The organism is Moheibacter sp. (assembly GCF_049672845.1).
Taxonomy (GTDB): Bacteria; Bacteroidota; Bacteroidia; order Flavobacteriales; family Weeksellaceae; genus Moheibacter.
In genome coordinates, this window is the sequence record NZ_JBATWT010000024.1 from 261,354 (window position 1) to 273,804 (window position 12,451).

At 38.8% G+C, this 12,451-nt stretch carries 10 protein-coding genes; 5 read left to right on the top strand and 5 right to left on the bottom strand.

The genetic code is table 11. The features are described 5' to 3' along the window. Positions 1 to 6 precede the first annotated feature (6 nt). From WBF63_RS11815 to acs, 5 genes are all read right to left on the bottom strand, one after another. A complete protein-coding gene (locus WBF63_RS11815) occupies positions 7 to 1,086 on the bottom strand; it encodes an efflux RND transporter periplasmic adaptor subunit (protein ID WP_424369923.1) in 1,080 nt (359 codons plus the stop codon). A 12-nt stretch (positions 1,087 to 1,098) separates the two neighbouring features. Then, a complete protein-coding gene (locus WBF63_RS11820) occupies positions 1,099 to 2,454 on the bottom strand; it encodes a TolC family protein (RefSeq protein ID WP_424369924.1) in 1,356 nt (451 codons plus the stop codon). Positions 2,455 to 2,459: 5 nt separating this feature from the next. Then, positions 2,460 to 3,056 (bottom strand): TetR/AcrR family transcriptional regulator, encoded by a 597-nt coding sequence (locus WBF63_RS11825; protein WP_424369925.1) that lies wholly within the window; start codon positions 3,054 to 3,056, stop codon positions 2,460 to 2,462. A gap of 315 nt (positions 3,057 to 3,371) precedes the next feature. Next, positions 3,372 to 4,742 carry a DUF4403 family protein gene (locus tag WBF63_RS11830; RefSeq protein WP_424369926.1) on the bottom strand — a complete coding sequence of 457 codons (1,371 nt, stop codon included), beginning with the start codon at positions 4,740 to 4,742 and terminating at the stop codon, positions 3,372 to 3,374. 114 nt (positions 4,743 to 4,856) lie between these two features. Beyond that, positions 4,857 to 6,767, bottom strand: coding sequence for an acetate--CoA ligase (gene acs / locus WBF63_RS11835; protein ID WP_424369927.1), 1,911 nt, complete (start codon positions 6,765 to 6,767; stop codon positions 4,857 to 4,859). Between the two features lie 95 nt (positions 6,768 to 6,862). Here acs and WBF63_RS11840 point away from each other — a divergent pair, with 95 nt between their 5' ends. From WBF63_RS11840 to WBF63_RS11860, 5 genes are all read left to right on the top strand, one after another. Continuing rightward, entirely contained in the window at positions 6,863 to 7,849 is a 987-nt protein-coding gene (locus WBF63_RS11840; protein WP_424369928.1) for a DNA topoisomerase IB, read from the top strand. An 18-nt stretch (positions 7,850 to 7,867) separates the two neighbouring features. After that, positions 7,868 to 8,053, top strand: coding sequence for a hypothetical protein (locus WBF63_RS11845; RefSeq protein ID WP_424369929.1), 186 nt, complete (start codon positions 7,868 to 7,870; stop codon positions 8,051 to 8,053). 658 nt (positions 8,054 to 8,711) lie between these two features. Then, positions 8,712 to 10,160: a cardiolipin synthase gene (cls, locus tag WBF63_RS11850; RefSeq protein ID WP_424369930.1), complete on the top strand. Its 1,449-nt coding sequence runs from the start codon at positions 8,712 to 8,714 to the stop codon at positions 10,158 to 10,160. A 287-nt stretch (positions 10,161 to 10,447) separates the two neighbouring features. Further along, a complete protein-coding gene (locus WBF63_RS11855) occupies positions 10,448 to 11,563 on the top strand; it encodes a serine hydrolase domain-containing protein (protein WP_424369931.1) in 1,116 nt (371 codons plus the stop codon). Positions 11,564 to 11,779: 216 nt separating this feature from the next. Then, positions 11,780 to 12,304, top strand: a complete 525-nt coding sequence (locus tag WBF63_RS11860; RefSeq protein WP_424369932.1) for a hypothetical protein — start codon at positions 11,780 to 11,782, stop codon at positions 12,302 to 12,304. Positions 12,305 to 12,451: the final 147 nt, after the last annotated feature.

Here is a 12,451-nt window from a genome sequence, read left to right on the forward strand (position 1 = left end):
CGCTTCTTAATCAATAACTCTCACTTTTGCGCCGTCGGTCAGGTTGATTTGTCCGCTGGTTACCACGGTTTGTCCGTCTGATAATCCGTCCAGAACTTCAATCCATTCCCCGAAATTTCTTCCGGTGGAAATTTTTATAAGTTTCACCGTTGCATCATTGTTCACCACGAAAACCTGGCTATTGTTGATTCCGCCCACAAATGCTTCACGCGCGACAACCAAAACCGGTTTGGCTTTTACCTCGTCTTCTTTTGAAGAGAATACAGCGGTTCCGTACATTCCGGCTTTCAGTTCGTTACCGGCGCTGTTTGAAACCTGAATATCAACCGGAAAATTCAAAGAAGCGGTCGCTTTGGGTGCGATGAACGTAATTTTCCCTACGAATTCTTTATCGGGATAAACACTTGCCGTAACTTTGATATTGTCCCCGACTTTGTATCGTACAATCTGACTTTCGTCCACTTCCACTCTAAGTTTCAGACTCGAAACATTGACGATTTCAAACATATTGGTTCCCGGCGAAACATACGAACCCGGTTCCACCAAACGCTGATTTACCACACCGTTAATAGTAGCGCGGATGTTCATATCACCCACTCTCAGTTTTGCCTGATCAAGTTGGGCTTTTGCATTTTTTAACTGCAAACGGGAAGCGTCTACTTGTTGTTGGGTTACGCCACCGCTGTTGAGTGCGTTTTCATATCGCTGATTGTCGGTCAATGCATTCTGATAAGCCGCCTGAGCCGCTGTTAGATCAATGGACTGGGAATCTCCTCGAATTACCGCCAAGGTCTGTCCTATGCGTACATAACTTCCTTCGTCCACCAAAACCCGGACAACTTTTCCGCTCACTTCAGACGGAAACATCATTTCCTGAAAAGGTTCAAAAGTTCCGTTGGCAACATAATCTGTATTGATATTCTGAAAACTTACCTGAGAGACGTTCACGGCAATGCTGTCGTTTACCTGCGCCACGATTCTGGTTTCCTCTTCCGATTTCTTTTTGTTACCCACCAGTATAAATCCGGCCCATACAAGCAGCCCCAGCACGACGACAATGGTAAGTATAGTTCTAACGATTTTCATATAATAGATTTTTTATTTTAATGTATTTAATTCTCCTTTTGATTTCAATAAGCGGACTTCGGCCAGTTTGTACTGAAGCACCGCATTTGAATAATTATTTTTGGCATCGACCAGTGCATTTTGAGATTCCAGCAAATCGGTCAGAGTTGCAAGCCCCAAGCGATAATTGTTTTGAGTATTGTCAACAACTTTCTGCGCCAGATTTACGTTTTCCTGCTGATTTTCGATGGCTATTAGATTGTTTTCTATCTGAGATTTGGCATTCTGATATTCCAGATCGAGCGATAATTCGGTTTGTCTGATGTCTTCCTGCAAAGTGCGCAGTTCAATATCGGCCTGACTTACGCGGGCTTTATTGGCAAATCCGCTGAAAATCGGAACGCGAAGGTTCAGACTGATGGATGAAAAATCTGACCAATAAACGCCTTTCTCCAATCCGGAACCAATCGGGAAACGGTCGCCCTGTCCCATATAATTATAACCGGCAGTTAAGGATAAAGTCGGATAATAAGCTGCTTTTCGCGCTTCTTTCTGTAATTCCAGAAGTTCTTCCTGTTTTTTCAAAACTTTCATTTCGGTGCGGTTTTCCGTCTCAACCTCATCAGTCAATAAATAGGATTCCACTGCAAATTCTTCTTCTGCCAGTTCAATAGGCTGCTCAATCGGCATTCCCATATAAAATTTCAGTGCATTTTCCTGAAGCTGAACGGCATTTACCAATTGCTGACGGGTCGTGCTTAAATTCATCAACTGAACATTTACACGATCCAAATCAATTTCCCTCGCCAAACCATTGTCAAACAAACTTTTGATGATATCTCTTGATTTTGAAACATTTACGTAGCTACTATCAATGGTTTCCAGTTGTTCTTTCTGAACAAAAACGTTGTAATAAGCGGTTGCGACTCTTTCAATTACCTGCTCCTCTGTAAGTTGCGCATTGATCTGATAAAATTCACGGGTGGTACGTGCAGCTTTCAGTCCGGTGAAAACCGTCTGATCGAAGATATTCTGTGTCAATGAAACACCTCCGACTGCATTCCATTTTTGTCCCATTGCCAACACGATGAAAGGATCGGGCGACTGTTCCCCACCCGGAAAACTCGACGCCGGAATGGCAGTTTCCTGTAAAATAGGATTGTAAGTAAGGGAACCATTTGCGCTGATGTTCGGCAAAGCACCTGCACGTGCTTCCTGAATTAAATATTCTGAATTTTCAATTTGAAGCTTTGCTTTTTTCGCATCGGACTGATTTTCCAACGCATAATTCACTGCATCTTGCAGCGAAACCTGTCTGACTTCCTGCGCAAAACCCAGCACGGGAACTATCAGAACTAGAACGATGTATTTCTTTAGGTTAACGTTCATATATTTTAATTTTTGAATAAAATTTTCATAATAATTTCTTTTCGGTCGCTCAGAATTCTGTCGTATTCCGCATCGGAAATCCGCATTGTGGATTGAAACAAAGGGCGAATTGCGACAGGGAAAGAAACCAACGAAGCAATATTGAGGATGAATTGAAGCGGTTCCATTCTTTCGACCGTTCCCTTTTTAACTTCATTTTCAAATTCTTCATAAAACCGTTTCATAAATTTTTCCCATTCGTCTTCTTCTTTGTAAAAGCAGCCGTCGTTTATGCGGGAGACAATATAGGTTTCCAAGTACGGATAATCTTTTGCTTGCAAAAGAGAATCGTCTATATACATTTCTATTTTTTCTTTGAAAGGCAAATCGGAAAACAGCACTTTTTCGCGCAATTTTTCTTCGCGTTTAACGGCATCTTCAAAAATTAGGTTGAAAAGATTGTCCCTTGAGCGAAAATAATAGTTGATCAAAGTGCGGTTCACACCGGCCGAATCTGCAATTTCCTGTGTGGTGGCATTGAATTTACCTTCTCCAAAAAACAACCTTTTGGCTGTCTTTTTAATGAGTTCTTCGGTTTCAATGTCTTTGGTTTGCTTTGACATATTTATTTAACTAATTAATTCAACATTATTGTTTGACAATTTTGTCAATGCAAAAATATAACGAGTTTTTAAATCTCACAATGAAACTTTAATTTTTTTTGACAATTTTGTCAAACAGTAGTAACTACAACGATTTCGTGCAATAATTTTTATTCGTTCGCAAGTTGCACGAGGGATTGCAGTGGAAATCCTTTTTAATTTGTTAGCTTTTTAAAAGCTGGCAAAGTAAAAAGATTGCAACGTAAAGCCCGGTACAGCCGTAGTAGAACTTTGAATCAAAAACGAAAGTAAACTACGGCTGTACGTGCCCAAATTTTAAAAATTCAGTCCGTCCACGCGCATCTGAAGGCTGGCGTTGGTATCCATCACCACGGTCATATTGCGATTGAAAAGTAAAATCTGGCTCGGATAGAAATCCTGAACGCGGCCGTTGAGGAAAATGCCGGGGTAATATTCTTTGTTGAAACTCATCGTCAGGCTTCTTTTGGATTCGGTAATGAGGTCTTCCAGGGGAATTCCGTATTCCTCCCCGATTGTTCTTTTGATTTTTCTTTCGAATAATGTGGTGACCGCTTTCTGGAAAAGATTTCGGGTTTTGAGTTTGAAATCGATTTGTGTCAGGACGATTTTCTTTTTTTCTCGGTCATAAACCGGAAAGCCTTTGATGTAAGAAGTGCCGGTTACTTCGCCAGTAGTTTCGGCTTCGATTACCACGTACAAATCTTCTGAATAAACTTTTACATCGGTAATTTTCACTTTGTTTTTTTCGCTTGTGAGGACAAATTCCTGTCCGAGGAATTGCGCACGCGCCAGAGCGGTTGCCTGATCATAAGAAACATTGGCAGTGGTTTTCAGGTTGAAGTCTGAACTGAGGTTTTGTTTGAGAATGAAATTCGGAAAGCGTACCTGCAATGGCGAAGGCAAAGGAATCTGGCCGATGAAAGTTTCCGAATATAGATCTAATCCGACGGTGGCCTGCACATAATCCGAATAAATTTTCAGTGGCGACATATAAACCGTTTCGGGTGTGATTTTAAGCCAGGTATTGTATTCTTCCGAAATATTAATCGGTGCGCTGAAGTTGTTCCAAACTGCCAGCAGATAGGGTTTCAGGTCAAAACTTTCTTTGATTTTATCGTCAATTACGGTGGTAAATTTGGCTTGTTGTTCGGTCAGTGTTTTTTCAATCAGTGAAGCGACCGGAATTTTAACGGTTCCATAATCCAGTACCGGCTTTACGGTCCATTCAAAACCGTTGGTTTTAGTTTGGGTTTGAAGTGTCCAGTCCGATTTTAGTTCGACAGAAGAAATAAATTTCATCACCACATTGAAATTGGTGTCCTGATAAACGTAATAACCCAATCCACCATAGCCTTGCTCTGCCCAAATTTTAAGCGGAACTTCAATCAGGAAACGGTTTTCCTTGAGCGATGTCAGTTTGATTTTATCGCTTTTTTCGACTCTTACTTTGAACTGGTCGTTGTCATTGTCGGTATAGGAATTGTCTTCATACAAAACGCCTGTTACCGAAATGTTGATCAGGTTATTGATTTCCGGTACCGGAATCGAAATCGGAACGGTCAGATGGGATTTGATTTTGGGAAAAGTGTGGATTTCTGTTGTTTGAGCTAAAGTGATTTGAGCTGCTATCATCAATCCGGTTAACCAAATTATTTTTGAATTCAATTTCTTCAATTTAATTACAAAATTAAAACCTATTGGTAGAGAAAAGCGTTAAGGAATTATCAAAATTGGCAGAGTAGTTTGGATTCAGCTCTGCCAATTAAATTTATAATCAAATCAATCGATTCTTTCGTTTTTGATTTCGTCCACAATTTCGGGATTCAGCAAAGTGGAAGTATCGCCAAAACTGGAGAAATCTCCTTCTGCAATCTTTCGGAGGATTCTTCGCATGATTTTCCCCGAACGTGTTTTGGGCAGTCCACTTACAAACTGAATTTTATCGAGTTTGGCAATCGGTCCGATGTGGCTTGAAATATGTTCGTTAATTTCACGTCGGAGGTTGTCCCGATCCCGGACTTCTCCAGTTTCTTTCAAGGTAATATATCCGTACAAAGCATTTCCTTTGATGTCGTGCGGATATCCCACAATCGCAGATTCAGCTACAGCCGGATGTTCATTGATGGCGTCTTCAATCGGTGCGGTTCCCAGATTATGTCCGGAAACAATTACCACATCGTCTACCCGACCCGTAATTCTGTAATAGCCGACTTCATCGCGCAGAGCGCCATCACCCGTGAAATATTTACCCGGAAAAGCCGTAAAATAAGTTTCCAAATAGCGCTGGTGATCGCCCCAAATGGTTCTGGCCATACCCGGCCAAGGAAATTTAATACATAAACTTCCTACGACCTGATTGTCTTCGATTTCATTTCTTCTTTCGTCCATCAAAACCGGTTGCACACCCGGAAGCGGAAGCGTTGCATAGGTCGGTTTGGTAGGCGTCACAAAAGGAATCGGCGCAATCATAATGCCACCATTTTCCGTCTGCCACCAAGTATCGGTAATGGGCGATTGCTTTTTCCCAACGTGGTTGTTGTACCAATGCCAGGCTTCTTCGTTTATGGGTTCACCTACCGATCCGAGAATCCGGATGGAAGATAAATCGTGGTCGTCTATATAACTTAGATTTTCTTTGGCAAGTGCCCGAATTGCAGTTGGTGCTGTATAAAACTGTGTGACTTTGTGTTTGTCGATTACATCCCAGAATCGTCCGTGGTCGGGATAGGAAGGAATTCCTTCGAAAAGAACCGTCGTTGCACCATTCAGCAAAGGACCGTAAACAATATAAGAATGTCCGGTGATCCAACCTATGTCGGCCGTACACCAATACACATCATTTTCTCTGTTCTGGAAAATATTCTGGAAAGTATATCCGATGTACACCATATAGCCGGCGGTGGTGTGCACCATTCCTTTTGGTTTTCCGGTTGAACCCGAAGTATAAAGAATGAATAATGGATCTTCTGCATCCATCACTTCTGCCACGTGATCCTTTGGTGCTTTGTCCAGCAAAGGTTGTAACCAAATGTCGCGTCCTTGTTTCATCTGGATTTCTGTTCCGGTTCTCTTCACTACCAAAACCGTTTCGATGGAAGATGGTTTTTCCAGTGCTTCATCCACAATTGATTTCAGGTTGATGGATTTATTTCCGCGGAAACTTCCGTCAGAAGTAATCAGGACTTTACAGCCCAGGTCATTGATTCTGGAGATCAAAGCAGAAGATGAAAATCCGGCAAAAACCACAGAATGAATGGCTCCAATTCTGGCACAAGCCAGCAATGCAACCGGAAGTTCGGGAATCATAGGCAAGTAAACACAAACCCTGTCGCCTTTTTTCACGCCTTGTTCTTTCAGTACGTTGGCCATTTTACAAACCCTTTCGTGCAATTCGAGATAGGTAATATGCTGGGCAGGTTCATCGGGATTATTGGGTTCAAAAATAATCGCAGTTTTATCGCCTCGTTTGTTCAGGTGCCGGTCAATACAATTCTTTACAATGTTCAATTTCGCATTGACAAACCATTTAACGTCGGCTTGGGTCATATTATTTTCCAGGACTTTGTCCCATTTCTTAAGCCAAGTAAAATTCTCTTCGGCTATATCGGCCCAAAATTCTTCAGGCACTTTTACTGATTTTTTATACGCTTTAAAATATTGCTCTAAATTTTCAATTTTATAATAACTCATTGGAAAAAACTTAATTCCGTAAAGTTAATTTTTCTATTGATGAAATAAAAATGGATTTTTGATTTAACTTTAATGCATCTTTAAAAATTCAATTTGTGTATTTCCGAAAAAAACATGGCAAAGGATTTTCCTATCGGGATGAAGAAGGAAAGAAAGTAACCGACAAGGAATGGATTGATTATTTCAAATCGTTAGTTATTCCGCCGGCCTGGACCGACGTGGAGATTTCCGAAAAGAAAAGAGCTAAGATTCTGGCTACGGGTTATGATGTCAAAGGTCGCAAGCAATATATTTACAATCCCAAATTCAGGGCGAAACAAGATCAGAAAAAGTTTGACCGCATCATCAGTTTTGCAGAACAATTAGAACATATGCGCCGGGTTACGGGGCAGCATCTTCGCAAAAAGCAACCAACGCGCGAAAAGGTGATGGCCTGTATGGTCCGGCTGTTGGAAAGCGCTTTCTTTCGGCCGGGAAGTGAAATTTATGCCAAGGAAAATGAAAGCTACGGACTGACTACACTTCGAAGCAAACATCTTGAAATCAATGGAAAAGAAATCATTTTTTCGTACAAGGGAAAATCGGGAATTGAACAGGAAAAACAGGTTGTGGATGCGCGACTGGCTAAGATTGTAGCGGAGATTGATGATTTGCCCGGCTATGAAATTTTTAAATACCTAGACGAAAACGGAAAAGTTGTGGATGTGAAAAGCGAAGATCTGAATCAGTACATACGAGAAATTATGGGCGAGGAATATTCGGCCAAAGATTTCCGGACTTGGTCAGGAACCATGATTGCAGCCATCGCGTTGGATGAATTGGGTGCCGAAGAAGAAATCGATCAGAAACAGCTCAATCAAAACATTCGCAAGGCGGTGGTAACCGTCAGCGAAAAACTAGGCAATACGCCTGCGGTAGCGAGAAGTTCGTATATAGATCCGAGGATCATTGACCAATATCTGGACGGAAAGACTTTGCATTATTTTCAAAAAGAAGTCAGTCGTTTGCTGAAAAAACACGAAAACCTTTCGTCCAATGAAATTGCGGTGCTTTGTATGCTTCGCAGCAGGCTTAACGAATAATTCATACTATTTAAAAATATGGAATATTATCTGAAAATTACGGAAGAAGGCGTTGTCCACGGAAAAAAGAAAGAAAATGAGGACGAAGCCGTTTATGATGAATCCATTCGTTTTAATGATTTTGAGGAAGGATATGAATGGCTGAACAAAAAATACGGTGTGGCCAAGCGGGACATTCAGTATATTCATCAGTTGGAGATTTAGTAATCAAAATGATTCCCTTCATATTGGATTCCATAAGATTCAGAGATGTTGTACCTTTGAATTAGGAAAGTAAAGAAAGTAAGAAGCAGTTCCCGTTTAGTAAATCCTTTATTTCTCCCGATAATCTATCCTGATTACAAGGTTGGGATTTTGAATTTTTTTACAAGCTAAAGAAAAAGAACAAAGATGAGTTATTAACAGAAAATTTTGGATTGTTAATAAGTGGGCTTATCCATGGCTTATCTATGGAGTATCTATGGAGTATCTATGGGATAAATATGAATTATTTCTTGTCCTGAAATAGCTATCCAAAAAAAAAGTATATTAAACATCAGGAACAGGAAATTTATACAATCCCTGAGCATAAAAATCCCGAATTATTCAGAAAATCGAAAAAAAAATTAAAAAAACTGCAAAATACCAAGATCTTGGTATAGACGAATAAGAAAATTCGTCCTTTCTTTGTCGCAACAAAAAGCTTTAGGGCTTTTCATAGGTTTAGGTTAGTTAGGTTATACCCTCATTCTGTTCAGGATGAGGGTATTTTTATTATATAATTTTGGCTTTGGCCATTATAAAAATCATAAATACTGAAAAATCCCTGAAATGGATTTGAAATTACGGTGTTTAACGATAACTTCACGGCTAAATTGACGGAATGAACTGGCTTCTCCTCGCTGAACTTTTTTATCTGTTGCTGATTATATCGGTCTGCGTGCGGATTATTTTTGATACACGCAGCTCAACCAAGGCGGCTGCTTATATACTTTTGGTGATTTTGCTGCCGTTCATCGGGATTTTTATTTATTTCTCGGTAGGTGTGAATTATCGTAAGCGTAAGTTGTACAGTAAAAATTTATTTGCAGAGGAACTAAAAGCGCAGGTCGATGGATTCATTCGCAAAAACAGGGATCGTATTTTTGAAACGGCTCCTGAATCCCTGATTAAATATTCGTCGCTCGCCGATCTGATTCTCAACCAGAATTTCTCTCCCCTTTCTGACGATAATGCTGTTGAATTACTGATCAATGGAGAAAAGAAGTTTCCGGCGGTATTTGAAGCGATAGCCAATGCCCGTCACCACATTCATCTGGAATATTATATTTTCGAACCGGATCATATAGGTTTGGAGCTCATAGAATTATTGATTAAAAAGGCGGCTGAAGGTATAAAAGTCCGTTTTATATTTGATGATTTCGGTTCGCATAAACTTCACAAAGAAGTCAAACGAATGCGAAAAGCAGGGATAGAAGTTTTTCCTTTTTACGAAATCAAACTTTTCTTTTTTGCCAATCGGATGAATTACCGGAATCACCGGAAAATCATAGTTATTGACGGCGAAACCGGATTTCTGGGCGGAATCAACGTCAGTGATAAATACATCAACCGTGATGGAAATGGCAATGAATGGTTTTGGCGCGATACGCATCTGAAAGCGGAAGGAAGCATTGTGCATTCGCTTCAGTATGTTTTCATGGTGGACTGGAATTTCTGTTCTAAGCAGAAACTTGAACCGGATCGTCATTTTTTTCCGATTCATAAAAATGAAAAGGCAGGTGATAAAATCGGTCAGCTGGTGGCCAGTGGCCCTGATTCTGATGCGCCTTATATTTTACAGTCGCTTTGCCGGGCGATAAGTCTTGCCAAAGAAGAAATTCTGATTACGAATCCTTATTTCATTCCAAGTCCCACGATCATGGATTTATTGCTGATTACGGCTTTGAGCGGTGTAAAGGTCAAATTACTGGTTCCCGGGATTTCAGATTCGAAGTTGGTAAATCTAGCTAATCATTCCCATTTCAGCGAAATGCTTGAGGCAGGTATTGAGGTTTATACCTACACCAAAGGATTTGTTCATGCCAAAACCCTGGTGATTGATGATGACCTTGCGATTGTGGGAACGGCCAATATGGATTTCAGGAGTTTTGATTTGAATTTTGAAGTTAATGCGCTGATTTATGATTGCGAACTGGCTGCTGAGTTGAAGAAAGCTTTTTATCGCGACTTGGAAGATTCAGAAAAGGTGGATGGAGAAATATGGAAACAGAGACCGCTCTATCTCCAATTGCTGGACCGAATGGTAAAGTTGATTTCACCTTTACTTTAGTGGGGCAAAACTTTTGGCTTTTGAAGTAGGATTTATGCGTTTTTTGTATTGCAGATTACAAATATGCGCAGTTTTTCTTAGAGATAAAATATCTATTTTACGAAATGAAACAAATGGATAACTCATTGACAGTCAACACACCTCAAAGAGAAGTGGAAAAATTGTCTTCATTCAGAAAATTGTCGTATAATTGCGTATATAATCTAGTTACCCACAATTATAAGTGACATCGTAACAAACATTAAAACATTCGACTAATAGACAAACTCATCAATCAAAAAATCTAAATGAAACAATCAAGACTTCTGATTTTTTTTGTATTTATCAGCATCACAATAAACGCACAAGACAATCCATTCAGTCCCAAAACAACCAATGACGGTTGGAAAACTGAAAGTGAATTAAAAGACAATCCGACAATTAAAAAAATGGATAGTCTAATTTCAAATAATGAATTTAAAAGTATTTCAAGTGTTGTTATTGCACATAAAGGGAAAATTATATTTGAAAACTATTATAAGGACAATAATTCCGACACAAAGCACAATACTCGTTCTGCTACAAAAACAATCACAGGAACATTAATCGGAAGTTTAATTCAAGATGGCCTATTAAAATCAGTTGATGAAAAAGCATCGCAATATTCGAAAGTTAAAAACATACAGTATCCTGACAATCGAAAAGATGAAATTACCATTGAAGATTTACTTACAATGTCATCTATTTTAGAATGCGATGATTGGGACCAAAATTCACGTGGACAAGAAGAAAAAATGTATATAATCGAAGATTGGGTAAAATTTTATTGGGATTTGCCAATAAAAGGCTTTCCTGAATGGAAAACAAAACCAAAGGACTCAAAATATGGACGAAGTTTTAGTTATTGTACAGCAGGAACTGTTGTTTTGGGCAACATAATAAATAGTGTAACAGGCTCATTAGAAAATTACGCAGACAAAGCCTTATTTTCAAAATTAGGGATTACAGACTATCATTGGCAGATAACACCGACAGGATTACCAATGACGGGTGGTGGGTTAGGGTTAAGAAGTCGCGACCTTTTAAAAATCGGTCAACTCTATTTGAATGATGGAAAATGGAACGACAATCAAATCATTTCAAAGGAATTCATCCAAAAATCGACTGAACCACACACAGAAGTTGGAATGTTTGATTATGAATATGGCTATTTATGGTGGTTATCTAAATTTGGGCAAGACCAAAAGGAAAAGGCTTATTTTATGTCGGGAACAGGTGGGAATAAAATCGTAGTTATCCCTAAACTTGAATTAGTTGTTGTTTTGACAAGTACTTATTACAATGGTGGAATGGAGTCACACAACCAAACGACAAAACTAATGGACGAATATATTGTACCTGAAATAAAGAAACTCAAGAAATAACTGTGGGTAACAATGTATAAACACAATAGCGGGAAAAGTGCTTACCCGAAAGGCTGTACTTTTTTGTCCGCCAAAACCTTATTCTGATTTCCTTTTTTGTAAATTAGTAAATAAAATAAGGTTTTGGCTAAGGCAGTTGCAAAACGGAAAGGTTTGTGCTTTCCTGCTCCGCTACTGCGTTTATACTGAACCGTTAGCAGAAATACGATCCAAACTTTGAAAACACCAATAATAATAGTTATTTTTTCATTTTTTTTGATTTGTTGTGAATCAAAAAATAAATCTGAATTTATTGGAACTTATGAAATTAAACAATCATCAGATTCTCTATTATTTTCTTCTGCAACTCTAAAAATAATTAGTAACAATAAATATGAATATAAAGGAAAAGATTTAGAAATGAATAAGTCTTATTTCTCAAATGGAACTTGGAAAATCAAAAATGATACTTTAATCTTAACAACAAATAAAGCCGAAAATTGCTATTTCATAAAAGAAACTATTTCAATGCAATGCGAAAATTTTTCGAAAGATGATTATCCAAGTATCGTTACAAAACCTTACACGGAATCAAATCTTACAATAAAAAATTGCACACCAAAAGACCGCAATACTTTTTACACTAATCTAAATGATGAAAAATTCTATCTTAAAAATGGAAAATTAAATTATTTAAAACGAAATATCGATTGCAGTAAATATTTTCCCGAAATAGAATTTGTTATAAAAAAGCAAAATTAACTGCAATTCGTACTTCTGCTAACATGGGTAACTGTTGCACAACTCCAAATTTTATTGAAAACAAAAATTCTTGACCTCGTTTAAGCTGTTTTAAGCGAGGTTTATTGTTGTCCAGAGTTTTGTTGCCGGATTTTTAGGATAGCTTAT

Coding starts and splice junctions, on each gene's coding strand:
- WBF63_RS11815 (WP_424369923.1), bottom strand. CDS start 1,086: ATGAAAATCGTTAGAACTATACTTACCATTGTCGTCGTGCTGGGGCTG.
- WBF63_RS11820 (WP_424369924.1), bottom strand. CDS start 2,454: ATGAACGTTAACCTAAAGAAATACATCGTTCTAGTTCTGATAGTTCCC.
- WBF63_RS11825 (WP_424369925.1), bottom strand. CDS start 3,056: ATGTCAAAGCAAACCAAAGACATTGAAACCGAAGAACTCATTAAAAAG.
- acs (WP_424369927.1), bottom strand. CDS start 6,767: ATGAGTTATTATAAAATTGAAAATTTAGAGCAATATTTTAAAGCGTAT.
- WBF63_RS11845 (WP_424369929.1), top strand. CDS start 7,868: ATGGAATATTATCTGAAAATTACGGAAGAAGGCGTTGTCCACGGAAAA.
- cls (WP_424369930.1), top strand. CDS start 8,712: ATGAACTGGCTTCTCCTCGCTGAACTTTTTTATCTGTTGCTGATTATA.
- WBF63_RS11855 (WP_424369931.1), top strand. CDS start 10,448: ATGAAACAATCAAGACTTCTGATTTTTTTTGTATTTATCAGCATCACA.